This is a genomic window from Acinetobacter sp. ANC 4779, assembly GCF_004331055.1.
Classification (GTDB): Bacteria; Pseudomonadota; Gammaproteobacteria; order Pseudomonadales; family Moraxellaceae; genus Acinetobacter.
In genome coordinates, this window is record NZ_SJNU01000001.1 from 83,618 (window position 1) to 110,091 (window position 26,474).

24 protein-coding genes and 1 tRNA gene are annotated in these 26,474 nt (G+C 38.5%); 14 read left to right on the forward strand and 11 right to left on the reverse strand.

The genetic code is table 11. The features are described 5' to 3' along the window. Positions 1–13 precede the first annotated feature (13 nt). Together E0H80_RS00400 and E0H80_RS00405 are read right to left on the reverse strand one after the other, a co-directional pair. Positions 14–238: a hypothetical protein gene (locus E0H80_RS00400; protein ID WP_131362201.1), complete on the reverse strand. Its 225-nt coding sequence runs from the start codon at positions 236–238 to the stop codon at positions 14–16. 714 nt (positions 239–952) lie between these two features. Then, positions 953–1,029: transfer RNA gene (locus E0H80_RS00405), tRNA-Ile, on the reverse strand. A 159-nt stretch (positions 1,030–1,188) separates the two neighbouring features. Between E0H80_RS00405 and E0H80_RS00410 the strand changes: the two genes are divergently transcribed. Beyond that, the gene (locus tag E0H80_RS00410) at positions 1,189–2,412 is read left to right on the forward strand and encodes an integrase family protein (protein WP_131362202.1); all 1,224 of its coding nucleotides are present in this window, start codon (positions 1,189–1,191) and stop codon (positions 2,410–2,412) included. Positions 2,413–3,044: 632 nt separating this feature from the next. Here E0H80_RS00410 and E0H80_RS16545 read toward each other — a convergent pair. After that, entirely contained in the window at positions 3,045–3,221 is a 177-nt protein-coding gene (locus E0H80_RS16545; protein WP_165494261.1) for a hypothetical protein, read from the reverse strand. A 590-nt stretch (positions 3,222–3,811) separates the two neighbouring features. Here E0H80_RS16545 and E0H80_RS00415 point away from each other — a divergent pair. From E0H80_RS00415 to E0H80_RS00425, 3 genes are all read left to right on the forward strand, one after another. Beyond that, positions 3,812–5,470, forward strand: coding sequence for an amidohydrolase (locus tag E0H80_RS00415; RefSeq protein WP_213073393.1), 1,659 nt, complete (start codon positions 3,812–3,814; stop codon positions 5,468–5,470). A 1,186-nt stretch (positions 5,471–6,656) separates the two neighbouring features. Next, on the forward strand, positions 6,657–7,220 hold the full coding sequence (locus E0H80_RS00420; protein ID WP_067867688.1) for a 1-acyl-sn-glycerol-3-phosphate acyltransferase: 564 nt from the start codon (positions 6,657–6,659) through the stop codon (positions 7,218–7,220). A gap of 113 nt (positions 7,221–7,333) precedes the next feature. Continuing rightward, on the forward strand, positions 7,334–8,083 hold the full coding sequence (locus E0H80_RS00425; protein ID WP_131362204.1) for a YebC/PmpR family DNA-binding transcriptional regulator: 750 nt from the start codon (positions 7,334–7,336) through the stop codon (positions 8,081–8,083). 121 nt (positions 8,084–8,204) lie between these two features. Here E0H80_RS00425 and E0H80_RS00430 read toward each other — a convergent pair whose 3' ends face one another. Further along, entirely contained in the window at positions 8,205–8,675 is a 471-nt protein-coding gene (locus tag E0H80_RS00430; RefSeq protein WP_067867693.1) for an Lrp/AsnC family transcriptional regulator, read from the reverse strand. 228 nt (positions 8,676–8,903) lie between these two features. Between E0H80_RS00430 and E0H80_RS16550 the strand changes: the two genes are divergently transcribed. Then, entirely contained in the window at positions 8,904–9,068 is a 165-nt protein-coding gene (locus tag E0H80_RS16550; RefSeq protein WP_165494262.1) for a hypothetical protein, read from the forward strand. 120 nt (positions 9,069–9,188) lie between these two features. Here E0H80_RS16550 and E0H80_RS00435 read toward each other — a convergent pair whose 3' ends face one another. Further along, the gene (locus tag E0H80_RS00435) at positions 9,189–9,953 is read right to left on the reverse strand and encodes a glutathione S-transferase family protein (RefSeq protein ID WP_131362206.1); all 765 of its coding nucleotides are present in this window, start codon (positions 9,951–9,953) and stop codon (positions 9,189–9,191) included. Positions 9,954–10,656: 703 nt separating this feature from the next. Between E0H80_RS00435 and ychF the strand changes: the two genes are divergently transcribed. Beyond that, positions 10,657–11,748, forward strand: a complete 1,092-nt coding sequence (gene ychF / locus E0H80_RS00445; protein ID WP_131362208.1) for a redox-regulated ATPase YchF — start codon at positions 10,657–10,659, stop codon at positions 11,746–11,748. Positions 11,749–12,255: 507 nt separating this feature from the next. Continuing rightward, on the forward strand, positions 12,256–12,582 hold the full coding sequence (locus tag E0H80_RS00450) for a hypothetical protein (RefSeq protein WP_131362210.1): 327 nt from the start codon (positions 12,256–12,258) through the stop codon (positions 12,580–12,582). Between the two features lie 72 nt (positions 12,583–12,654). Here E0H80_RS00450 and E0H80_RS00455 read toward each other — a convergent pair whose 3' ends face one another. Beyond that, complete coding sequence (locus E0H80_RS00455) at positions 12,655–13,188, reverse strand: DUF962 domain-containing protein (RefSeq protein ID WP_131362212.1); 534 nt, start codon at positions 13,186–13,188, stop codon at positions 12,655–12,657. Positions 13,189–13,285: 97 nt separating this feature from the next. Here E0H80_RS00455 and E0H80_RS00460 point away from each other — a divergent pair, with 97 nt between their 5' ends. Next, complete coding sequence (locus tag E0H80_RS00460) at positions 13,286–13,987, forward strand: Crp/Fnr family transcriptional regulator (RefSeq protein WP_416224566.1); 702 nt, start codon at positions 13,286–13,288, stop codon at positions 13,985–13,987. Between the two features lie 118 nt (positions 13,988–14,105). Here E0H80_RS00460 and E0H80_RS16695 read toward each other — a convergent pair whose 3' ends face one another. Further along, on the reverse strand, positions 14,106–14,270 hold the full coding sequence (locus E0H80_RS16695) for a hypothetical protein (protein ID WP_213073394.1): 165 nt from the start codon (positions 14,268–14,270) through the stop codon (positions 14,106–14,108). Between the two features lie 235 nt (positions 14,271–14,505). Then, the gene (locus tag E0H80_RS00465) at positions 14,506–14,988 is read right to left on the reverse strand and encodes a hypothetical protein (protein ID WP_131362216.1); all 483 of its coding nucleotides are present in this window, start codon (positions 14,986–14,988) and stop codon (positions 14,506–14,508) included. 101 nt (positions 14,989–15,089) lie between these two features. Here E0H80_RS00465 and E0H80_RS00470 point away from each other — a divergent pair, with 101 nt between their 5' ends. The 5 genes from E0H80_RS00470 to dapC all read left to right on the forward strand — a co-directional run bounded on the left by E0H80_RS00470 (position 15,090) and on the right by dapC (position 21,463). Next, entirely contained in the window at positions 15,090–15,845 is a 756-nt protein-coding gene (locus E0H80_RS00470; protein WP_131362218.1) for an AzlC family ABC transporter permease, read from the forward strand. After that, complete coding sequence (gene ygaH / locus E0H80_RS00475; protein WP_131362220.1) at positions 15,835–16,182, forward strand: L-valine transporter subunit YgaH; 348 nt, start codon at positions 15,835–15,837, stop codon at positions 16,180–16,182. Before E0H80_RS00470 ends, ygaH begins: the two co-directional genes overlap by 11 nt. Before the next feature lie 175 nt (positions 16,183–16,357). Beyond that, positions 16,358–17,572 (forward strand): formate-dependent phosphoribosylglycinamide formyltransferase, encoded by a 1,215-nt coding sequence (gene purT, locus E0H80_RS00480; protein ID WP_171457790.1) that lies wholly within the window; start codon positions 16,358–16,360, stop codon positions 17,570–17,572. Between the two features lie 30 nt (positions 17,573–17,602). Further along, the gene (glnD, locus tag E0H80_RS00485) at positions 17,603–20,269 is read left to right on the forward strand and encodes a [protein-PII] uridylyltransferase (protein ID WP_131362224.1); all 2,667 of its coding nucleotides are present in this window, start codon (positions 17,603–17,605) and stop codon (positions 20,267–20,269) included. 24 nt (positions 20,270–20,293) lie between these two features. Further along, the gene (gene dapC / locus E0H80_RS00490) at positions 20,294–21,463 is read left to right on the forward strand and encodes a succinyldiaminopimelate transaminase (RefSeq protein ID WP_131362226.1); all 1,170 of its coding nucleotides are present in this window, start codon (positions 20,294–20,296) and stop codon (positions 21,461–21,463) included. A 512-nt stretch (positions 21,464–21,975) separates the two neighbouring features. Here dapC and E0H80_RS00495 read toward each other — a convergent pair. Beyond that, entirely contained in the window at positions 21,976–22,458 is a 483-nt protein-coding gene (locus E0H80_RS00495; RefSeq protein WP_131362228.1) for a glutathione peroxidase, read from the reverse strand. Continuing rightward, complete coding sequence (msrB, locus tag E0H80_RS00500; RefSeq protein WP_131362968.1) at positions 22,455–22,874, reverse strand: peptide-methionine (R)-S-oxide reductase MsrB; 420 nt, start codon at positions 22,872–22,874, stop codon at positions 22,455–22,457. The genes E0H80_RS00495 and msrB overlap by 4 nt, the downstream gene beginning before the upstream one ends. A gap of 151 nt (positions 22,875–23,025) precedes the next feature. On the opposite strand from msrB, the gene E0H80_RS00505 reads away from it, so the two are divergent. After that, positions 23,026–24,261: a pyridoxal phosphate-dependent aminotransferase gene (locus E0H80_RS00505; protein ID WP_131362230.1), complete on the forward strand. Its 1,236-nt coding sequence runs from the start codon at positions 23,026–23,028 to the stop codon at positions 24,259–24,261. Positions 24,262–24,314: 53 nt separating this feature from the next. Here E0H80_RS00505 and E0H80_RS00510 read toward each other — a convergent pair whose 3' ends face one another. Next, positions 24,315–26,291 (reverse strand): acyltransferase family protein, encoded by a 1,977-nt coding sequence (locus E0H80_RS00510; protein WP_131362232.1) that lies wholly within the window; start codon positions 26,289–26,291, stop codon positions 24,315–24,317. Positions 26,292–26,474: the final 183 nt, after the last annotated feature.

Here is a 26,474-nt window from a genome sequence, read left to right on the forward strand (position 1 = left end):
TTTATTTTTCAGATTATTCTGCAAAGTTATGTGCTGTAATTAAAATGCCATAACTCGCATTCAGATAATCCCCCACCCGAATGATATCTATACCATTGGCATGATGAACTGCCAATTCTTGAGTAACCGCATCATAGGTGAATGAATCAAAACTTTCTTGGTGATGACACAACCACCTTAATGTATCTTCCAGATGCTCATTCACAATATACGTTTTTGCTTTAAAATCTTTGTTCATTGGCCGTAGCCCTAAGTAAAATTTTTTACTTATCAATTATTACCAATTTTGCGCTGAAAACAAAGAAGTGAGCTTTAGGCTCACTTCTTTGTTATAAATAAAATTCAATTAAAGCGGCTTATCTCCACACTTTCTGCATTCCTTATAATGTTCCCCAATTTCTTCCATGTGCTCATATTCATAGACATGTAAACAAAATAATTTCATAAGTAATTGAAGCATTTTCTAAACTCCCTTTTGCTTGTTTTTAAAATTAAGTTTTTTAAATATATTTCATCCTGAAACAATAGTGTGATTAAAAAACCATCACCACTACTTATTACCATATTTTTGAGATAATTCAAACAACTTAGCAATAATTTTTAGCCTAAATTACAAAAAAGAATATTCCTCTTTCACCTGTATAAGAAACAGGAAAAATCATCGAAATTAGAGTAACCGTGAGTCAGCTTTAACAAACTCCATCCTTTGATTATTAAAAAATACATCTTAAAAAACAAATATAAACAAAGTCTTAAAAGAATAAAGAAAGAATCACACAAATTTATGATGCTAAACTAAGCAAATTATTTAATATATGAATGCCAAAAATAAACCAATTTCAAATCTAATTTAAAGAATTTACCTTAAAGAGATCAGTCATTTTTGATATTTAATTAAATAAAAGTCATTAAAAAACCCCATAAACAAAAAAGATTTATGAGGTTCAATATTTGGTGGGCCCAGACAGACTTGAACTGTCGACCAACGGATTATGAGTCCGCTGCTCTAACCAACTGAGCTATAGGCCCTATAATTTAGCAAAACCATCATATTCAATAGCTTGGCTGCGCATCAATACTATCTAACATTTCGTAAATGAGCAAGCATTTTTACTTGTAGACGCATGGTAGACGCTAGAAATTATTGTACTATATTGCAAGATAGTGCAATTGATAGCGATTCTAGCGATGTCCTCTTCAAGAGTAAAGCTCACAAAGACATTTATTGATCAACTCGAAATGATTCCTGCTATTTATAGAGATAGTGAGATCATTGGTTTCGCTATTCGAGTGAATTCCACCTGTAAGACCTATATTGTCGAAAAGAAAGTTCTAGGAAAAACAGTACGGTCTACAATTGGTCTATATGGCAATTTAACGCTTGTCCAAGCAAGAGAGATTGCTAGAGACAAACTTGCTCAGATGATGCAAGGGATCAATCCCAATAATGAAAAGAAAAAAGCCATTGCTGCGGAAAAAGTAAAATCAGACTTATCAAAAAGCAAGCCTACTCTAAAACAAGCCTTCGATAATTATCTTCTTCATAAAACACTAAAAGCTAGAAGCGTAAAAGATTATACGATTGTGATTAATGATTATTTGAAGGAGTGGCAGAACATTAAGCTTGATCATATTTCACGCACCATGATTCAAGCCAAGCACTCAGAGTTATCACAGAGAAGTAAAGCGCAAGCCAATATGGCTATGCGTGTTTTTCGTGCCATTTATAATTATTCGGTTGAACATTCCTTAGACAATAACGATAAACCTATTCTTGATGCACACAACCCTATTAAAACCTTAAATGCTAAGAATGCCTGGAATAAAATCAGACGCCGAAAAACCTATATTAATAAAGACCAGATGCCCGACTGGATTAAAGCGGTATTTAAATATCAAGATCGCGGGCAACAACTGGAGACTAACCGGGATTTTTTACTAACTTTAGTTTTAACTGGCCTTAGACGTGAAGAGTGTGAATCTCTATCTTGGTCCAGTATAGATTTAAAATGTGGACGAATCTCATCTATAGATCCAAAGAATAGCGAATCTCATACATTGCCTATGGGCGACTTCCTTTTTAATTTGATGAAGAAAAGACGTGCACAGGCCACTACAGAATGGGTCTTCCCTTCTGCTAAATCTAGTTCTGGCCACATTGTAAATATATCCAAAGTACGCCAAAAGATTAATAAGTCATGTGGGATTGAATTCAGTTTTCATGATTTACGTAGGACCTTTGGATCTATTGCTGAAAACCTTGATTATGACCGGTACACGATTAAAAAATTGCTTAATCATGAGGAGGATCTTGATGTGACCTCTGGTTATATTCAGGTTAGTGAAAGGAAATTAAGAGAAGCAATGAATGCTATTGAGGACATTGTTTTAGGTGAATATAAAACAATATAGAGTGATGATTAAAAGAGAAATATACTCCTGCAAAAATTCGACGATAACATTAAAAATATTACCACATTGACTGATGAAAAATTAACACAGCAATTAATTCCAGCTCGTTTTATTCCAGAAACTTCAGAACACCTTAAAGATAAGAATGTCGAGTATATTCTTGATTGTTAATACCCAGATATCAAGATTTATTCTAAAATAAAAAATATGATTTCTTAGAGAATACATATGATCAATTTAATAAAAAATATTTTCAAGTTCAAATGTACTATATATTCTTAATCAGTTTTTATAGTGAGTCTTACAACCAATCTATTTTAATCAATCGGATATACAAAAATAAAGGTAATACTAATAATATTAAAAAAATGTATGGCTAGTCCGATCGATTAAATTTAAAAGAGCAAATAATTAAAATAGAGGGCTTTTTTAAAGAGGATCGAGTAGGAACTCTGGAAAATAAAATATTTTATTTTAAATTTTTAAATCAACTTGAAGAAACGATTCAGGCGCATGAATTAATTCTAAATCATTGCATTGACAAATTAAAACTAGATAAATCTAGCTAATTTTCACTGGTTCTATTATGGCAAAGCCCTCAATTGAGGGCTTTGCTTCCATTCTATCCAATATTATTTTTGTTGTTTTTGCGGATTTTCTGGTTGTTGATTTGGTTGGTGTTTAGGGTCTGATTGTTGTTGTTGATGTTTCTGATCATTCTGTTGGTTTTGTTGTTGATGTTTCTGATCATTCTGTTGGTTTTGTTGTTGCTGTTGATCAGATTGTTGGTTTGATTGTTGGTTAGCCATTTTAGTTTCCATCCTATAGTTTTGGAATAAACTGCTTTGGTAGCAGCTTTACCAAGGTACTCCTTAAATCGATTTATCCAACATAACATCTGTATCCGGTTGTGTGACTGTAAATTTAATAAAAAGAACTTATTGATTATTAATAAAACTATTTATGGCGTATTAACAATTATTACTCAAAGCTCTTATTAAAGAGCCTTCACACATATTCCGATATTCAAGTTCATCATAATCGAATGAGCAATGTAGTAATTGCTTAATAATGTTAAAAACAATCTAAATAAATATTATTTTATTATAAATTCCATAGTGTTAAATCATCACTCTCATAGGCGTGTTATAAAAAATATCTAATATTATTTATTTCCGTTTAATTAGTGTTGTAAAAATGTCAGTTGGTCTTGTTTATTTTTAATATACTCTCTGCCTATAAAAATATACTCCGATGGTTTTTGACACCCTAACCTTTGCTGTCTAATTTAGACATAGGGCAATACAACAAAAAATATTTAAAAGGTTTTTAAATATATTGTCATGCTAATAACAATAAAGAGGCTCTTTATTGTCAATAAACCAGGACGGAAAGAACAATGAAACAATTATCCCCAAATGCTCCGCGCCGCTTTTGGATGGGTTCAGCTGTATTAAGCACCCTTGCACTCGCCCTGACTGCATGTGGCAATGATGATGAGAAGCATCAACAAACCAAACAGGCAGATTTAATCTTTGAAAGCGCTGCGGTCTACACTGCAGATGCTAAAGGTACTCAAGCTCAGGCAGTCGCGGTAAAAGACGGAAAAATTGTTTATGTCGGTAATGACGCTGGACTGAAAACGTGGCGCGGTGAAGATACACGCGTGATCAACTTACAAGGTAAAACGTTATTGCCAGGCTTTATTGATACTCATAACCACGCTTATCTTCGTGCAGAATCGATGTACTGGGTAAACTTAACAGCACCAAGTCTGGAAGGTTATAAACAAGAAACTCAAGCCTTTTTAGCCACACGTCCCGATATTAAACAAGTCCGTGGTGTCGGCTGGAATTTGAAATATATTCTTGAACAGGCTGAGGCAACAGGCCGTTCTCCGGCACAATTACTAGATGATATTGTGGGTAAAGATATCCCGGCAGTATTCATTACCCATGGACATCATGAAGTCTGGGCCAACACCCGCGCAATGCAAAATGCAGGTATAACTAAAGACACACAAAATCCGCCAGGTGCTTTTATTGACCGGGATAACACGGGTGAGCCGACCGGTATTTTACGTGAATTTGGCGCCCAGAATTTGGTCATTAGTGTCCTACCTCAACCAGATTTTAGTGTGCAAGAATATAAAGATGCCATCTTATCTTTCCAGGAAGATCTTGCACCTCAACGCGGCGTAACCTCTGTCATGGTTCCGATTCACTATCCAACTGATACTTTCCTAGATGCCATGCAGGCATTGGATAAAGAAAATAAACTGACTGTCCGTTATGACCTTTTACAATGGGCCGATGAAAATCGAGGGACTGAGCAGATCCCTGGTTTTATTGAACGTCGCGCTAAATATAAAGGAAAATTCTTTAAAACGGATTCAATTAAAATTTTCGGAACTGGGGCAAGCAGCACTTATGGTTCAGTAGTCTGGGATCAGGAAGTCTTGAAAAAAACAGTGGCTGAACTCGATCGAGAAAAATTCCGAGTTTATATTCATAATATTGGCCCAACTCGCACCTACAATTTAATGCTGGATGCGTTTGAATACGCACTTCAACAAAATGGTCCACGTGACGCACGCCATATGATTACGCATGTGAGTGATGAAGCTATTCCAACTATTCCACGTTTTAAAGCTTTGAATATTCGCGCAGATGGTCATCCATTGCCTAAAGCATTTTTTGATGCAGGTGTCTTGGTCAACTCTTCAAGCGATTATCCTGTACGTGAATTCTTCCCGATGACTAGAATTGCAGGTGGAGTAAAATCAGGTGTTCCCTTAAATGTAATGTTAAACAGTCATACAATCCAAGGTGCTGAAGCGATTTTTGCAGAAAAAGAAACAGGCTCAATTGAGGTGGGTAAAGCTGCCGACCTGGTAGTAATGGATCAGGATCTATTTAAACTTCAAGCAGATAAGCTTGAGGATTCCCAAGTATTGATGACAGTGTTTCACGGAAAAGTAGTTTACGATGATTTAAAAGGAACAGCCAAAGCCAAAAATGAAATAGTGATTGAAGTGGATGATGGACATAAACATTAAGCAATAAAAGTAACGTAAATAAGAAAAGCCGCCCTCAGTTGAGGGCCTTTTCTTAAGCCTCGCTTATCTTCGTTGCAGTCACTGCTGTGATAACTCGTACAGTGTGGCGATAATCTGCCTGCCTATCAGGTATTCCGTACCAACGGAACTCTTGAAAATCTAATTCAGCCTATAAGGCCTAGCAGACTATATTTGATTGGTAGAGGATAGAAGTATTTCAATCGATCGCCATAATGATTTGTATATTGCAATATGCTGTAAATATGAGGTTTTAAGGATTTAATTGGAGGTGTAGTATTGTGAAATATTATGAGGAGTTTCGAATTTTGCAGGAGAATTTAAATTATCAGTCCGTTGTTCTAATTAAATGATCTATAAGCCCTTATAAGCTGAATTTGTTATATATCAACAAGTTCAGGCGAGACAATACAAACGAAGATTTTTCAAAAACAAGCATTTCCGCTTTTAATTGCACAGTAACACAACAATTCTGTTAATCATTTATTTATAACTTATATTTAAAAAAACTTGTGATTGATAAAATGAGGCGACCATACTTTTTATTTTAAAAAATAAATCCAGATAATAAAAACATAGGCTATACCACTCAGGCAATTTTAACACTCAACACTACATGATAAAAGAATGATGAATTTATTATACTCAAAAGGTCTTAATTTAATTACTTAGCCTTTATTTTCAGTATTTATTCACAAAATAAAAAGAGAAATTAATTTTTATAACGGTTAGGTTAGCCACCTGCTTAAGAACCAAAACTACGCTCTTTTCGGGATTCCAAGAGAATTTCGATCAAAGACCAAACAATAACGAGGGTAAACAACCCAAACGCCAATAAAAAAGTCGAAAAATACATCATTCTTTTCAATCCTTATTAAACAAAAGCGAAGTTGAACAATTTGTTCAGAAACTTTTATCTTCGACAAAAGTCTAATAGTTATTTTTTGATCTGAATAGTCATTTCAAGTCATTATTAAGACTTAATTAATATTAAGTAATAGATTTAAAATATTTATTAAAGTCTATTTATATATAAAAACAATTAATACAGCTATTTTTAAAACGATATCCCTCTGTATTTATTTGTTCACTTTAAACACATACCCTCTTGACTATAAATAAGAACAAGCAGAAATTAGCTAACTTTCGGATTGCCTAATTTCTTCCTATGTTAAAAAAATTTATTGGTGAATCTGCATTTAAACTTGCAGGATGGACCTATCATGTTGAACCCGATGTACTTGAGAATAAACAAGTCGTTGTTGGCTTTGAACATACTTCAATGATGGATGCAGTTCTTTCCCTTGCCCTGTTCCAAATTTTTGATATGAAAATTCATACCCTGATTAAAAAAGAATTATTTAAGGGTCCGATGAAACCGTTATTAGAAGCCATTGGTGGTATAGCAGTCGATCGTAAATCTAATAAAGATATCGTGTCGGTTATGGTGGAGCATTTTCAGCAAAATGAAAAATTTAATCTTGTGATTGCACCTGAAGCCACGCGTGCAAAACCGGGTGAAACCAGAAGACCGATTCGTACCGGATTTTGGCATATTGCCAAGGCCGCAGGTGTTCCTATCGTTTTAATGTATGCCAATTCAACTACTAAGCAAGGCGGCATTTTAGGAAAAATCTACCCGACTGAAATCAATCATGACTTAGCTTTGCTTAAACAACTTTATAAAGATAAGGTTGATTTGGATATTGTTATTCCAGAACCTAAAAACTGACGGGTATTTGTATAAAAACTTAAAAGCCAGCCCTTTCTAAGAAAAAAGGGCTTATGGTAGAATTTAGTACATTCGATTAGGCATAAAGCCAATCTACAAGGAGCATATTTCACATGGCGGGTCATTCCAAGTGGGCCAATATCAAGCATCGCAAAGCAAGACAAGATGCGAGCCGTGGTAAAGTTTTTACCAAATACATTCGTGAATTAACCACAGCTGCAAAACTCGGTGGCCCAGATGTGGGAAGTAACCCGCGTCTACGTGCTGTTGTCGAAAAAGCACTGTCTGTAAATATGACACGTGATGTGATCAACCGTGCTATTCAACGGGGTGCCGGTGGTGAAGATAACGATGATTTAAAAGAAGTCACTTACGAAGGTTATGGCGTTGGTGGCGTAGCGGTTCTGGTCGAAACCATGACAGACAATTTGAACCGTACTGTACCTGACGTTCGTCATTGCTTCTCTAAAACCAATGGTAACTTAGGTACAGCTGGTTCAGTAGCTTACCTGTTTACCAAACGAGGTGAAATTACTTTTGAGGATGTTTCTTTAGAAGATAAAATCATGGACGTGGCTTTAGAAGCGGGCGCTGAAGATATTGAAGTGAGTGAAGATGAAATTTTAGTCATCACCACACCTGAATCATTTGGTGATGTACAGGATGCGTTATCTGCTGTAGGTTTAAAATCTGACAATGCTGAAGTTGTGATGAGTCCATCCACTAAAGCAGAAATTACCGACGTCGATCAAGCCAAAATGATTCTGAAAATGATCGATATGTTTGAAGATCTTGATGATGTTCAAAACGTTTATACCAACGTAGAATTTTCAGATGAAGTTTTAGAACAGTTGGATGCTTAATTGCATAACCAGTTTTAAATCTGTCATAAAAAACGCACGAATAAGTGCGTTTTTTATGACCTTTATAACCAGAGATGAATCAGAGGATCAATTTTTAAAGTGATAGATTAAATAAAAGCGATTACACCCGACTGAGTAAGCCACTACAGTTCAACACGTTATATTCTTTAATGACAAAGCTCGAATGCAGTGCCACAACATGCTCAATTTTACCGATACGCTTTAGAAGAATTTCACTATAATTTTCCATATCTTTTGCGACCACTTCAACAATAAAATCGGCAGATTGACCTGTCACTAAAAAGGCATTAATCACTTCCGGAATACTTTCCAGTTCTTCTAAAAACTTCGCGAAAGTATCGGTATCATGTTTATTTAAAGACACTTGCAATAAAACATGCAGGCTAAAACCCAATTTGGCATAATTTATATCACGCTTTAAATGCGTCATGATATTGGCTTCAATCAAATGCTTAATGCGTCGATGTACAGAACTCACAGAAAGATTTATTCGTTCTGAAAGTTCATTTAAATTCGCATCTTCCTGATTCAAAATTTCTAGGATTTGTTTATCAAAACGATCCAGTTCCATTTTTATACTCTTTCTCAACAATCAATAGATGCGCAAAAAATTGCGCTCTCTAAGTTATACAACAATTGTTTATTTCCATAAAGTTTTAATATTCTGAAAATATTTTCCAAAAAAAATGTTTAATTCAAAATAAGATTTTGAAAGCTCAGTACTTTAAAACTTGATCAGTACAGTAGATTCAGTCGAATGGTGGTGGTTTTAATCTTCTTCAAATTACCAATGTATTGGATGAGTTCATCGCTTGAACTAGCTGAACGTAAAGATTTATGTGTAGCTAACAGCAGTTTAGGCAATATCAATTTAGGCAATATTGCCACGGATGTCACAGATTCGATTCACGACATTTTAGGTATCAGTAGCAGCACGCTAGCGATTCACGATGTAACATGCTAACGACATCAATGCCAAGTTTAGAACTCGAGCAGCGATTGTATTGGATTAAGTCTTTTTTTGGTAAGTCATTGAGTGAGCAAAAAATATGCATTATGGAGCGCGTATTTTTATAAATTATCTTTAGATCCCACGCCAATCCACGCGGGCATTGCGTTCGGTTTGATAAATCCGCAGTACATATTGCCCTAAGGGTAATTCAGTTAACGTCTCTTTATATTTTTTAAATTCTTCAGACAGTACCTCAACATGTTCTTTTTCCCACGGCGTACCGGGAATTTCCAAAAGTGGAGCCAGCATTGAACAGACAGCAATATCAGCCAAGCCTAATCGTTCACCCACAAAATAACGTCCATGATTTTCAATTAAGCGCTGATTCAAAAGCTCGACTAGAGTATCTATTTGTTGTTTAGACTCAGCCACTTTATCCGCATTCAGTTGATAACCTTTTGAAAGCAATGCTTTGATAATCGGTTTTGAATATTTTTCAAATTGGCGTAAATAGCCTTTTTCACCAATCAGAATATCGAGAGATTCTTCACTTTCAGTCAAAGTATGCGCCAAGCCCCAGCGACGCACATGCATACCCAATTCTGTAGCTTGCTGATTAATTTCTAAAGCCAGTTCACGCTGTTGTAAATCAGCACGTAGCAAAGAATGTTCTGGGTAAACTTCATCTAAATACAATGCAATTTCAGTCGAATCAGCAATCCAGCGGTTTTGGTCACGTAAAATGGGTAAACGATTTTGCCCTGTTTTTAATTGTGCAAATGCACGATGCACACCGGGGATCATATTATGGGCAACATAATCCAATTCTTTATGATCGAGCAACCAGCGAGCTTTCTCACAAAAATGAGACAAAGGAAACTGGTATAAGGTTCGCATAAAATCTCCGCAGTTATTTTTTTAGTTTTGCTTAAATCAAAACCATCAAATCATTCGGATACTTTAGTCACCCTGCCTTAGAAATACAATATACTTTTAATTCAAAATAATTGCCGGATGTTCAATGCTAGATCATTTATTTTTATACATTTTTTATCTTGATTATCTTTAAAGCGGCTAAACCAATAAATCATTGTTTAAATAAAAAGCGCCATAAATTCAAATCATTCTGATTGTTAAACAGTTTAATCATTCATTTTTTATCATAAACATGATTTCTCATAAGTTTTGCAAAAGCACTTGCTTACTCTTGAATCTAATTACTTGTAGCATTTTGATATCTATTTAAGCTGTCGTTATGTCACATTTAACTTCTGACAATGTTCATATAGTTGAAAATGACCAGAATGCAATTAATGCAACATACTAAGTTGCAGTTTGCCCACTGGTTTGCGATTAAACCCCTGCCTTCAAAAGGTCATATAAGATCTGGTGATCAATCATCAATCGTCTGGGAGTATTGTTTTCGTCATGTTGATTCAGGCGACTGGAGACACCCTTGCCAACCAACTTGATAAACGTAAAATTTAAAGGATATACATTTCAGTTGTTTTCAATAAACATGAAAGCCATGACCTGACTTTGTGCTGGCTTTCATGTAAAATCAGCCACAATTTTTAAATAATACTTTGTGAGTCATTTCATGGGTTTTAATTGCGGTATTGTCGGCTTGCCGAACGTGGGTAAATCTACACTTTTCAATGCATTGACTAAAGCTGCGATTGCTGCAGAAAACTTCCCCTTCTGCACCATTGAACCAAACACCGGTATTGTTCCTGTGCCTGACCTACGTATGGACAAACTTGCGGAAATCGTTAAACCACAACGTGTTGTTCCAACTGCAATGGAGTTTGTTGATATTGCGGGTTTAGTTGCTGGTGCATCTAAAGGTGAAGGTTTGGGTAACCAGTTCTTGGCCAACATCCGTGAAACCGATGCCATTGCCCATGTGGTTCGTTGTTTTGAAGATGAAAACGTGATTCACGTGAATGGTAAAATTGATCCGCTTGATGACATCGCAACAATCAACACTGAACTTGCGCTGGCTGACCTTGAAGCTGTTGCTAAAGCCATCACTCGTCTAACAAAATCTGCAAAAAGTGGCGACAAAGAAGCGATTGCCGTTAAAGCAATTTTGGAAAAAATCCAGCCATTACTTGATGAAGGTAAACCGGCTCGCGCAGCTGACCTTGATGATGATGAACGTAAACTGGTGCGTGGTTTTGGTTTAATGACTTTAAAACCAACCATGTACATTGCCAACGTGGCTGAAGATGGCTTTGAAAACAATCCACATTTAGATGCAGTTAAAAAATTGGCTGCGGAAGAAAATGCGATTGTGGTTCCACTGTGCAACCAGATTGAAGCAGAAATTTCTTTGCTTGAAGATGAAGACCGTGCTGAATTCCTAGAAGCAATGGGCATGGCAGAACCGGGTTTGAACGCGGTCATCCGTGCAGGTTATTCACTGCTTGGCTTGCAAACTTACTTTACCGCCGGTGTACAAGAAGTTCGCGCTTGGACGGTTAAAATTGGAGCAACTGCACCTCAAGCGGCTGGTGTGATTCACACTGACTTTGAAAAAGGTTTTATCCGCGCTGAATGTATTGCTTATGATGACTTCATTCAATACAACGGCGAAGCTGGTGCGAAAGAAGCAGGCAAATGGCGTTTAGAAGGTAAAACTTACATCGTACAAGATGGTGATGTTTTACACTTCCGTTTTAACGTCTAATCCGAGCGCAAAAAAGCCAGCGCTACGCTGGCTTTTTTATTGTCTTAGATTGTTAAAATTAACTCAAAATACAGCTTTAAGCACTTATAACATGCAGCTTTAATCCGAACATTAAAACATTCCCCCTTTTTTCGGCTAAATATGACGGTAGATTTAAAGTTCAGGGAGCTTCGGAAGATGGTTTATAAAAACGTCCGAACTTTCCCACTTTCATTGATTTAACTTTCAGAATTGATCTGTTACGTTATCATTTTGCATTAGATATAGTTTTCACTATCGGTAGTTTTAATGCCTAATATCTTAGGCTATTTTAGATAAGCGCAATTCTTTATTTTCTTTCAACTTAATTTGATCCAGCATAAGCTTAATTTTTGCTTAAAACTAAAACTATGCCGACAATTTCATCCTAGAATTTTGCTGTTCCGCAACCATGTTACAACTCAATCCCTGATCAAATTTGCCTAATTTATCTATAGGCACTAATGCCTTTATTTTAGAATAATGAAAATGAAAAAACTCAGCACAATTTTTACGGCAGCTATCTTCACTATGCTTAGTGCGACTGCATTTGCTTGTCCTAAAGGCACAACAATGATGGGAGGTACAGGTCCAAATCACAAAGGCGGTAAATGTGTAGCAACTACCCATATACCAAAAAATAAAGCAAATCATATGAAAAAAGCAGAGCCTCAAATGATGAAATCAGATCAGAATATGATGAAAATGGATAAAAAGTCTGCAACTTCCGCCCCTGCCACTACAGCACCTCAAACCAATATGCATGAAAATATGAACGATAACAAAACCCCGGAAAAACAGGCACCCCAACCTTAAATATCCCCCTCATAACAGTATATAAAAAAACCGGTTCAAATAAACCGGCTTTTTTATATACTGTTATGCAGGCTAAGTGATATTCACAGTTTTTCCGTCCATTTCTGCACGTAATATACGCGCATGATCAAGCATACCCTGCTCTAATTCCTTACGAAAACCGAGCATGAACACGATTTCTGCCAACACAAATAATGGTCCAATCGCTAAACCAATAATATCATCGGTAAAAGCAGGCTTTTTCTTCTCATAAAAATGTCCCACAAACTGAAATACCCAACCGACTACGAAGATGCCAATACTTAAGCTTAACCAAACTGCGAGTTCTAAGTAGGCAACTTTCAAAGCCAAGGGATAGGCAGCAATCAGAACGATCAACATGATTAAAGCAAAAATTCGGTCGAGGCTAAAATAGTAAATACTGGTGACTGCAATCAGCACTAATGCCAAGGTGATTTCCATTCCTGCCAGCATCATCCCTGCTCTTGCGGTTAAACACAGAATCGCAAAGACAATGAAAGGAATACCCACAAAATGGGTCAAAATATTTTTGTGATCTAGATGATAGGCTGCATATTGGCTTAATAGCTGTTCTAATTTGGTCATATTATTCTTCCTTGCTACACTTATTCTTTGACTATATAAAAAAACCCAAGACCAAGTTGTCGGCCAAATGACAACTCACATTAAAAAAGGAATTAAAGTGCTCGAGCCGATTTATCTTGCTCATTTAGAACAGAATGCTTGGTTTTCACAATTACCTTCAGTGTTCAAAAAATTTATTGTGGAGCATGCTGTACAACAACATTTTGTCAAAGAACAAGCTATCTTCTATTCAGGGGATTTATTCAATGGCATCTATGCTGTTTTAGAAGGCGCGGTTCGCTTAGGCTATATCGATATTGAAGGCAAAGAATCCGTAGCGGCGATAGTGGAACCGATTATGTGGTTTGGTGAAATATCACTGGTAGATGTTCAGCCTCGCTCGCATGATGCTATTGCGATTCAAAAAAGTATGATCCTGCATATTCCAAGTACAGCCATTCAAAAGCTACTCGCAGCACGTCCTGTTTTTTGGTATCACATTGCACAATTGACCAGTCAAAAGTTACGTTTTGCTTTTTTAGAACTGATTGCAATTCAGACGCAAAGCCTCACCCAACGTTTAGCACAGCGTTTAATGTTTATATTGAATGGCTATGGCAATCATTTGGTGATTGAAACACACACCATTCATTTGTCGCAGGAACAATTGGCACAAATGCTGACCTGTTCCCGACAAACCGTAAACCAGGAACTGCAAGCCTTAGAGAAGCAGAGTATTTTGCGGCTTTCTTTTCGGAAAATCGAAATTTTAGATCTGGCTGAATTGCATCGAATCGCACATGCATCTTCAAGCTTTTGAATAACAAAATATAAATAAGAGCTAAATCATTCAGATGTCATACCGTTACAGTATTTATCTTATGCAGGTCTCATCAGGCTTCTATCAGTTTTAGATTTATTATTTATATATTCAGCGATTACGAACGTAACTGGCACACATTTACATCATCAAAACCATTTGTACATGGCGCAACTTCCTGTTCGCTATTTGATGAAAATTGAATCGCATCAACTTGTTCAGACGCAGATACCATACTGCTAAAAATACTTACTGCGAACGTTAAACTTATTGATAAAAACACTTTATTCAACATATTTTTCTTTCCTGTTTATTTACTATATGGATGTTATTTAGATTTTTATCAAAGCAATAACAACGTGAACATGTTTTATTATACACTTATTATCGCATTATGATAATTCTATATATTTATCAAGTTATCGCTCTAAGCTCTTATTGATTTTTTTAACTATAACTAAAATACACTTTAAAAATTTGGGTAAAAAAAGCGAGGCATTCGCCTCGCTTTATCTTTCTTAAACGCCTTTCTTTTTCGGATCAGTATTTCCCAGCGCAGGATTATCAATTGCATCCTTACACTGTGCTTTATCTCGTTCGTAATCTATCTGCTTTTGTACAACTGAACTTGATTGATCCATCGTTTCACGCGCCCATATTTCCAGACTGGTCAACGCTTTACGACATAGTGCATATTTCCCTTCGGTGACTGAATCGGTCATTTTGACATTAATGCGCCAATCGGTACTTAACTTGCGGGCAGGTTTACGTACCTGTTCTTCAAGCACATCCAGCTGTTTTGCATACACCAGGCCATCAACTTGATTGATGAATTTCCAGGCTTCATTGGCATAGCTGGTCGCATCATTGTTAAGCTTGGGTGCAGCCTTAATTTCAACTTTGTGTTTCGGTTCTTCAGATGAGTTACCACAACCCTGTAATGCAAAAATACTGCACAGCACAGAAATCATCACTATTGCTCGTGATTGGAACGCAAACATATCAGCTGCCTATACAAACATTTCGGCACTATGCTAGTGAATTCGGATAGAATACTCAATCAACATTTTACCCTCTTTGTCTAACTCTCCTTAGGTGTGTCGTGTCTGAGCACAAAACCCTTCCAGTACAACCTGCCGGCTTTTGGCAAGGCGCTAAAGATAGTCAAGCCATTATTTTTACTTATCTTCCTGTGTCTTTTGCTTTCGGTGTTTCTGCGACACAATTTGGCTTTACCCCTTGGGAAGCGCTGTTTTTATCTTGCTCCATGTATGCCGGTGCCAGTCAATTTTTAGTGGTGGCTTTACTGGGTAGTGGTACATCTATCTGGATGACAGCGCTCACCGTGATTGCTTTAGACATTCGTCACCTGCTCTATGGCCCTGCATTGCAAAACCTGATTCAAGATAAATTAAACCTAAAAAAGACAGCCTTTTGGGCTTGGGGCTTAACCGATGAAGTGTTTGCTTCAGGGATGATCAAGCTGTCGCAACATCGACAGGAATGGTCTGAGTCATGGATGTTGGGTGTAAGCCTGTTCAGCTGGTTATCATGGGCTTTAGGTTCATTCTTGGGGGGCTTATTTGCAGACCAGGTCAGTCACTTACCGCAATTTTTGCAAGCCGCGCTGGATTTCCTGCTTCCGGCACTGTTCTTAAGTTTCCTGCTTGCCGCCTTTGAAAAGAAACACACTTTTATTGTCGCGGTCTGCTTAATTGTTTCCGCTATCGCCTGCTATTTCATTAATTTATCGGCTGCGATTTTTATTGGAATCTTATCCGGTATTTTAGCCGGTTTATTTAAACACTATGTTTTAAAACAACACGATGATGAATTTGGAGAAGCGCATGAATCTTGAGATTATTCTGGTGGGCATTATTGTTGGCATTGCCAATTTTGCATCGCGTTTTGGTCCTTTTTATGTCATTCAAAAACATCAGCAGAACTCACAAAAGCGTGGCTCGGTCTGGATCAAAATTGCTTTAGGCAGTATCGGGATTGCTGCGATTAATTCCATGCTGGTGGTCGCCACCCTCCCCGCACTGATGGAAACTCCAAATAAAAGCTTCGCCATGCTGGTGGGTTTTTTAACCTTAGCCGGACTGTATTTTAAGTTTAAGCAAATTGTTCCTGCGACTTTAACCGCAGCCGTGACCTATGGCCTGATTTATACCTACCTGCCTTTTTCCTTCTAAGCCCTAGATATCTAAATGTCCTATCAAGTTCCTTCTTTTTTAAGGAAGAATTTAGGGAGATTTTTTAAACAACTTTATAAAGAAAATTGTTAGACAATATCATTATTTTATGTCAATCCGGGCTTAACACACCACACAGTTCTGCTATGCTAAAAGCCCATAAAATCAAGCGTAGATGATTTACATGAGCGTGACTATTGGTACTCCCCTTCAAGCTTCTGCCTTTAAAGTTTTGCTATTAGGTTCAGGAGAGTTGGGTAAAGAAGTGGTGATTTCGCTACAACGTCTTGGTGTGGAAGTCCATGCAGCAGACCGTTATGATCATGCACCAGCCATGCAAGTTGCACATTATGCTTATACTTTAAATATGGCAGATGCTGAACAACTCAAACAACTTATCGAACAGGTTAAACCTAATTTAATTATTCCTGAAATTGAAGCCATTGCGACTGAAGTTTTAGTCGATATCGAACAACAAAATATTGCGGCTGTTATTCCTTCAGCCAAAGCAGTTAACCTGACCATGAACCGTGAAGGTATCCGCCGTTTGGCGGCTGAAGAACTTGGCTTGCCGACTTCAGCTTATCGTTTTGCCGACTCCTTAGAATCTTTCCGCGCGGCTTGTGATGATATTGGCTATCCGAACTTTGTCAAACCGGTGATGTCCTCTTCAGGTAAAGGACAATCACGAGTCAAAAATTTTGATGAAGTCGATGCTGCTTGGGAATATGCCCAAACTGGCGGTCGTGTAAATCAAGGTAAAGTGATTGTAGAATCACAAATTGATTTCGACTTTGAAATTACCTTGCTTACCGTTCGGGCTAAAAATGCAGAAACGGGTGAAATCGAAACTCAATACTGCGACCCGATCGGACACCGTCAAGATGCTGGCGATTATGTCGAAAGCTGGCAGCCTCAAGCCATGACACCTGCCGCATTGCAAGAATCAAAACGGATTGCGCATAAAGTCACAACAGCCTTGGGCGGTTGCGGTATTTTCGGAGTCGAACTGTTTGTCAAAGGCGATAAAGTATGGTTTAGTGAAGTATCACCACGCCCGCATGACACGGGCCTTGTGACACTTGCATCGCAATTCCAGAGTGAATTTGAACTGCATGCGCGTGCCATTTTAGGCCTGCCTGTGAATACAACACGCCATAGCGTTGCAGCAAGTGCAGTTATTTATGCAGGCGTTGATGATAGCAATCTGTCTTTTTCTGGCTTAAATCTTGCTTTGTCTAATCCACACACCGATTTACGCCTTTTTGGTAAACCCGAAGGTTTCAAACGTCGTCGCATGGGTGTGGCAACGGCACGTGCCGAAACAACCGATCAAGCACGTGAACTTGCATTGCATACAGCGACTCAAGTCATTGTTGAGCAAAACTAAACGTATCACCTTATTTACGGATTCCTGTTCATGATCAATACCTCTCCGCTATTAAATTACGTTAAAAGTAACCACGACATTCAAGCGCTTAATCAATGGCGCACCGATGTGGAAAAGCAGCTACAGGAAGGTTTTGAAAATGGGCAGTCAATTCGTGAAGTGATTCTAACCCGATCAAACCTGATTGATGAAGCCTTAGAATTTCTCTGGAAACATGCCGAATTGGATCAGACCGATCTGGGTTTATTTGCCGTTGGTGGTTATGGTCGCCGGGAAATGTTGCCGTATTCCGATGTCGACATCATGATTTTATCCGAAGATGAAATCAGCCCCGATCAGGAAAAATTGATTTCAACCTTTATCTCATCCCTTTGGGATGTCGGTAATTTCAAACCTGGTATCAGCGTACGCACCATTTCCCACTGTGTTGAACAAGCCACCAATGATTTAACCGTAGCCACTGCCCTGATTGAGTCACGCTTGATTATTGGCAATCAGCATTTGGCCAAATGGCCACGTCGCATCGTGTCACAAACCTGGACAGATAAAACCTTTTTTGATGCCAAAATGGATGAGCAGGCACGACGTCATGCCCAACACAACAATACCGAGAGTAATCTAGAACCGGATATTAAAAATGCCCCGGGGGGTATTCGCGATATTAATCAAATTGGCTGGATTGCAAAACGCCATTTCCGCGTTAATCGCATTTATGACCTGGTACATTTAGGTTTTATTTCCGATTTTGAACTGGGCGTTTTAGAAGAATCAGAAAGTTTTTTGTGGGAAATCCGCCATCATTTACACCGCTTAACCAAGCGTGATGAAAACCGTCTGTTGTTTGATTACCAACGTGATATTGCAGCCCTGTTTGGCTACACCCGTGAAGAACATCAACCACCTAATTATCCAATCGAACAATTCATGAAGCGTTATTATCGTAGCGCGCAGCAAGTCTCAACACTCAATGAAATGCTACTGGCTTATTTTAATGAATCGGTAATTACCCCACGTTTGCCCAACTATGAACGCAAAATTGAAGAAATTAATGAAAACTTCAAACTGGTAGATGGCAAACTTGCGGTACAGCATCACAAAATTTTCTCGGAACGCCCCAGCGCAATTCTAGAAATTTTCTATTTATTGGCCAATCGCCCTGAAATTGAAGGCATTCGCGCACGTACCTTGCGTCTGCTTATCCTTGCTGCAAAACGCATTGATCAAAACTATCGGGACAATCCTCAACATCAAGCCTTATTTATGGCCATTATCCGTTCACCGCATCGTCTTTATGACACTTTGGTTGCGATGAAGCGATACAGTGTTTTAGGCAATTATATTCCTGCATTTGGTCAGATTATGGGGCTGATGCAATATGACCTGTTCCACATTTATACTGTAGATGCACACACACTGTTATTGCTTCGTAATTTAAACCGCTTTAAAGAACCGGCATTTGCCAAAGATTTCCCGGTGGTCAGTTCAGTGTTCCAACGTCTGGCACGTCGCGATATTGTCTATTTAGCCGCTTTATTCCATGACATTGCCAAAGGTCGTGGCGGTGATCACAGTGAACTGGGGGCCGAAGATGCCATCAAGTTCTGTCGCAAACATGGCTTTACCGAGCGTGAATGTAATCTGGTTGCATGGCTGATTCAAAGTCATTTACTGATGTCCATGACGGCGCAGAAGAAAGATATTTCCGATCCAGACGTGGTTCAAGCGTTTGCTGAAAAACTTGGTGATATGGAGCATCTGGATTACCTATACACATTGACCGTGGCAGATATTAACGCGACTAATCCTAAACTTTGGAATACATGGCGTTCATCGCTAATGCGTCAGCTTTACACCCATGCCCGTGATGTGATTAGAAGCGGTCTTGGGCGTCCTGTCGATTATCAAATGCTGATTGAAGACACCAAGTTTGCAGCAAGTGAACTGCTGGTCAATGATTTTTCTCTCTATGATGTAGAAACGGTTTGGCAGGAACTGGGCGATGAATATTTCATTAAAGAATCGGCTGATGAAATTGCCTGGCATACCCGTGCCATCTTGCAACATGGCAACAACACTGAACCTTTGGTGTTAATGCGTGCCCATCGTCAATTTGCCCAAGATGCGGTGCAGATCTTTATTTACACGCAAGATCAGCCCAATTTATTTGCCACTACCGTTGCTGTATTTGACCGGATGAATCTGGACGTGCAAGATGCGCGAATTATTACCGCCTCTACTGCATTTAGTCTGGATACCTATGTAGTGCTTGACCGTTTTGGCACCTTGCTGACTGACCCGGAACGCGAAGAAACCGTGATTGAAGCTTTAGTCAAAGCACTCAGTCAATCGGACAAATATCCAGATTTAATGCAACGTCGTATCCCACGTCAATTACGCCATTTTGATATTGAAAATACTGTCGATATCACCTTAAATGCTGCGTTACAGCAAAACATGGTCGAAATAGCAACACTTGACCATCCAGGTTTACTGGCTAAAGTAGGCGGTTTATTTATGATGCAAGGTTTGGATATTCACTCTGCTAGAATTGCAACGCTGGGTGAACGCGCAGAAGATATTTTCTTTGTCACTAAAAAAGATGGCATTCCGATGTCCGATTCAGAAGCTAAAATTTTTGCTGTCCAACTAAAATCAGCACTGGATGAAGCTTCGAATCAAGTCTCTGGCCAACATTAACTTAAATTAAGCGGTATCGATTTCATGAACTCAAGTTTGTCATTATTGCACCCCTATCCTTTTGAAAAGTTAAATAAACTTTTTCAGGATATAAAAGCTGCAGATTTACCACTCATTCCATTATCGATTGGTGAACCGAAGCATCCTGCGCCAGAGTTTGTAAAACAGGCAATTATTGACAACTTTAAGCATTTATCGACTTACCCCAACAGTAAAGGCCTGCCAGAGCTACGTCAAAGCATTGCTACCTGGCTGACTCGTCGTTTTAAGCTCAACAGTATTAGTGCGGAAAGCAATGTTCTTCCTGTTTCAGGAACACGTGAAGCCATTTTCTCTTTTGTTCAAGCTTTGGTGAACCGTGAAGATGTACCTTATGTAGTAATGCCCAATCCTTTTTATCAAATTTATGAAGGTGCGACTTTACTCGCCGGGGCAAACCCGTATTTCATTAACTGCACCGAAGAAAATAATTACCTCGGCGATTTTGATGCGGTGCCAGCGGAAGTCTGGGAAAAAACAGCATTGCTCTTTGTCTGCACACCGGGCAATCCAACCGGAGCTGTATTGTCCAAAGGCCAATTCAAAAAATTGATTGAACTTTCAGACAAATATAACTTTGTGATTGCCTCTGATGAATGTTATTCAGAACTCTGGTTTGAGGAAGCTCCGATAGGTTTGCTTGAAGTTTGCGCTGAAATCGGACGTGACGACTACAAGAACTGCGTGGTATTCCATTCACTTTCTAAACGGTCAAACTTACCGGGCATGCGTTCAGGTTTTGTAGCGGGTGATGCAAACCTGCTTAAACCGTATTTGCAATACCGTACCTATCACGGTGCAGCAATGCCGGTTCAGCATCAACTGGCATCAATTGCGGCTTGGGATGATGAAGCGCATGTGGAAGAAAACCGCAAGCTGTATCGTGCCAAGTTTGAACTGTTTCAGAAAGAGCTCGGGCACTTATTGCCGCTTAAAAAACCGGATGCAGGTTTTTATTACTGGTTAAAAGTCGACAATGATGAAGCTTTTGCCAAAATGCTAATGGAAAAAGCACATATTAAAGTGCTTCCTGGACGCTACTTGTCTCGTGATACCGAACAAGGCAATCCGGGTGAAAATCACGTACGTTTAGCCTTGGTTACAGATATTGCCCAATGTGAAGAAGCCATTCAGCGACTAAAAGCCATTCTCTAATTTAAACAATAACCAAATTGAAAATAATCCACTGTTTCTACAGTGGATTATTTATTTCCAGCTTATGAATACAAGCTATAAGTAATATTTGGATCAACCATGGCAATAGATTCAAGTTTTGCCTGCATTACAGCATCAACAACTTTAGTATCTCATAATTTTAAGACTGTACTTTTCAATATCTCAACTTTGGCAATCATTCCGCTACTTGCAATCACGGTTATTTTCACTTTTACCGGAGATTGAATAACCTTAAACGCTGTTATCTTAAAATTAAACTTGGCCGCAATTAACCGGTTGACCCTGATAACTATTATTTAGCTATTCAGCAGTTTCGGATCAATTTTATAATCCAATACGGGTAGCACATACTTTTTTGTGGCGTGGTTAAGTTTTGCAACAATGCATAATTTTATTGATCATTTACAAATACTGTGCTTGATACGCCAATCAAAACCAAAAAATTAAGGGCAATCCGTGGATTGCCCTTAATTTTTCCAGATCAGAAAAGATTACTTGGTAAGTGCCGCTTCTACTTCACTTTCCAGATCTTCAGGTTTTGTCGTTGGCGCAAAACGATTTAACACTTTGCCATCTTTACCAATCAAGAACTTGGTGAAATTCCATTTGATCCCATTACCGAGAATTCCTTTGCTGTTATTGGTCAAATAACGGAATAAAATATGAGCTTCTGGACCCTTAACATCAACCTTGGAAAACATAGGAAAGGTGACGCCATAATTTTTTTGACAATAGGCACCAATCTGATCATTAGAACCCGGATCTTGCCCACCAAACTGGTTACAAGGGAATCCCAAAACTTCGAAGTCTTTATCCTTGTACTTTTCATACAACTTTTCAAGACCTGCAAACTGGGGGGTAAAACCGCATTTACTGGCAGTATTTACAATCAATAAAACCTTGCCTTCATAATCGGCAAATGATTTATTTTTTCCATCTAACAACTCAGCTTCAAACTGATAAATGCTGGTCATGGATATGTTTCCTCGTCATTTTTTTCTTGTGTTTTTAATTCTAATGAAGCTGAATTTACGCAATAGCGCAACCCGGTTGGCTGTGGACCATCTTCAAAAACATGCCCTAAATGTGCGTCACAATGATGACAAACAATTTCGGTTCTCACCATACCATGCGTCGTATCCTGATTTTCATCAATTGCACCACTGGCAATCGGCTTATAAAAACTTGGCCAGCCACAACCACTGTCGTATTTTGTGTCTGAGGAGAACAGTTCGGTGCCGCAGCAGCGACAAATATACGTTCCAGCTTGCTTGGTATTCCAGTATTTTCCTGTAAATGCTGGTTCGGTCCCCTTTTGTCGCGTAACGCGAAATTCGTCTGGTGATAACTCTCTTTGCCATTCTCGGTCTGTTTTATTGAGTTTTCCCATCACTAACTCCTTTAAATCTTTGACGTTCAGTGTCATGCTTCAGTACTTCATATTTACGCTAGAGCCAAGAAAATATCTAGCTAAATTTCAATATAGATTGTGATATTTCAGTAATCTATTTTTTCAAACCCTTATATAGTTGGATGGAAATATGTCCGTTTTAGGTAACACTACGCCTCGCGAAATTAAGAAATCGTCTAAGCTCGAGCATGTTTGCTACGACATTCGCGGACCTGTGTTACGAGCGGCCAATGAAATGGAAGAAGCCGGTCATAAAATTATTAAACTTAATATCGGTAATCCCGCCCCATTTGGCTTTGAAGCGCCACAAGAAATTATTAATGATGTCGCTTTAAACTTACCCAATGCCGTAGGATATACAGACTCGAAAGGGATTTTCCCTGCACGTAAAGCAATTTGTCAGTATTACCAGCAAAAAGGCATTATGAATATGCACGTGAATGATGTGTATATCGGCAATGGTGTGTCTGAACTGATCGTGATGGCCATGCAAGGCTTGCTGGACGATGGTGATGAAATGCTGGTTCCAATGCCGGATTATCCACTATGGACAGCTGCGGTAAACCTGTCTGGTGGTACTGCAATTCATTATAAATGTGATGAAGAAAACTACTGGTATCCTGACATTGCGGATATGGAAAGTAAAATCACGCCAAATACCCGTGGTATTGTAATTATCAATCCGAATAATCCAACAGGTGCAGTTTACCCACGTCATGTACTGGAACAAATTGTTGCCCTTGCAAAAAAATATGACCTGATTTTATTTGCAGATGAAATTTACGACAAAGTTATTTATGACGGCATTGAGCATGTTGCTGTGGCTGCGCTTGCTGGCGATCAACTGTGTGTCTCGTTTAATGGCTTGTCTAAAGCCTATCGTATTGCAGGTTTCCGTTCTGGCTGGATGGCCATTACCGGTGATAAATCACGTGCGATGGACTATATTGAAGGTTTAGACATGTTGGCCTCAATGCGCCTATGTGCTAACCATCAGGCACAATATGCCATTCAAACAGCACTTGGCGGTTATCAGTCGATTAATGACCTGACTCGTCCGGGTGGACGTTTATACGAGCAACGCAATATCGCCTGGGAAATGTTAAACGAAATTCCGGGTGTATCTTGTGTCAAACCAGAAGGTGCGATGTACTGTTTCCCTAAATTGGATCCGGAAATTTATCCAATTCAGGATGATGAAAAATTCATGCTTGACTTTTTACGCGCGGAAAAAGTATTAATGGTTCAAGGTACTGGCTTCAACTGGCCGACTCCAGATCATTTCCGTGTGGTGTTCTTACCGGCCGAAAATGAGCTTCGTGAAGCGATTACCCGTTTAAGCCGCTTCCTGGCAAAAATGCGTTAATTTCAAATATAAAAAAAACCGCGTTAAATAACGCGGTTTTTTTATGCCTGTTTTTAATCTTTCAGCGGATTACCATATTGTTTTAAATATTCAATGCCTAGTTGCCGAGAACCCTGATTATTAATGTGATTGGTGTCTTTATTTCGGTATAAAGGCACATTGTTGATCATAATTTTACACGTCTGCTGATTACACATCACCTTCGCAGGATCAATAATTTTCAAGTCAGGATATTTCAGTTTTGCTTCTGCAACCATTCGCTTGAACTTCAACAGACTTGCTTCATAATTCTTTTTAGAAACCGTACATTGAGCCTGAGTATTTAAAATTTCATTGCGAAGATTACAATCAGCCGGTACACCATCTTGATCCAGTCGCGGCACATCATTGAGCAATATGACTTGATCACTGGACTGATAGGCAATTTCCAGCGCTTTCATAAAGCCAGCTTTGAATATCTGCTCATTGGAATGATGAGTTCCATCTTCAAGTTTCACCTGATGACCAAAATACGGGACATATGAACCCGCCAAAATAATCGTAGGGTAATGTGTTTTTGCAAGATGAGCAGTAATAGCATCATTTCTTAATTTAAATTCGCTCAGCTCTTCCCAACGATTGAAATTAAAGTCAAAACGCTGCACGCCAGGTAAATAGAAAGTTGAACTTTGAGTAACGTCATAACCGCGTAAATTGGCATCTTTAGCCCATACATCCAGCATCGCGGTATAAGCATTGGCATGAGAATCACCGATCAATAAAAAATCGATATTGGCTTTCGCTTTGCCCAAAACACAATCATCCTGCTGAGGTAATGCTTTTGGATCTTCAATATCCATACATTTATTTCGGATCACATGCGCAAATGAATTGAGTGCTTGTTGCTTGATATAAATAGATTCAGGGAAGCGGTCTGGAAAACCTTTATTGATATTGACGGTCTTTGCAATAGCCATAAAACTGAGGGCTGGCACCAGAAAGCCAATGATGATCACTTTGTAATTGGCCATCATCACAAAACGTTTGCTGGGTTTTTCAATCAGTTGATAGGTCAAAAATGCCAACAGAATAGACAATAATACAATCACCACCTGATTTTCTGTATTTAATGGCCGCATATAAATGCCAAACAATACGATAATAGGCCAATGCCATAAATACAAAGGATAAGAAATCCTTCCAATCCAGGTACTCAAAGGATTGTTAAGTAAAACGTTACTTGAAGGTGAACATTGCCCCAGATAGATAATGAAGGCTGTCGCTAAACATGGGATAAGCGCCATTGCTCCCGGGAATGGTGTCTTTTCATTAAAATACGCTGCTGCCGCAAACAAGACGCTTAAACTGGCCCAAACCAGACTCTGTGCTATTTTTTTTGGCAACTTGAGTTGTGGTAAAAAGCCAATCAATGCACCAATGAGCAACTCAAAGGCACGTACCGGCATACTGAAATAGGCCTTCTCTGCATTTTGAGTCAATTTATGCTGGGCATAAAACAATAAAGCCAAGATTAACGCTGTGACTATAGCCCAGCTATATTTACGCGATACCTTTCCAACAAACAGCAATAGTAACAAAGGCCAGAAAATATAGAACTGCTCTTCCACCCCAAGCGACCATAAATGTAATAAAGGAATACTTTCAGCACTCTGGCTAAAGTAATCTCCTACTTCATTACGCATATAGATATTCGCCATCAGCAAAGTTGCGTACATGACACTATCAAAATATTGAGTCAGATCACCCGGTAGCATCACTTGCCAGGCAATGATGCTCACCACACTGAGCACCGTAAAATAAGCAGGTGCTAAACGTACCACACGCTTCTTGTAAAACCGTGCGATAGAAAACCGTTTGGACTGAATCTCATGACTTAAAATAAGGGTTATCAAATATCCTGAAATCACAAAAAAGATATCGACACCAATATATCCTCCAGCAAAGAAAGATAGTCCGATATGGTTAAAAATCACCAATAAAACGGCGATAGCTCTTAAGCCATCTATATCAGCGCGATATGAGAAATTCATAATTCAAAAAAGTAGAATAAAGTAGCGGCATTGTATGCCTTTATTGAAAAAATTCAATTTTCAAAATAAAGGGCTATCTGTTACCCAATTCTATAAGAGCTGTCTTAAATATTACTTAATGCTTCAAACATCGATACTTTGGTAGCGTTTGTAAGGTCTGATCCTATTCATTGTTTGGTACTC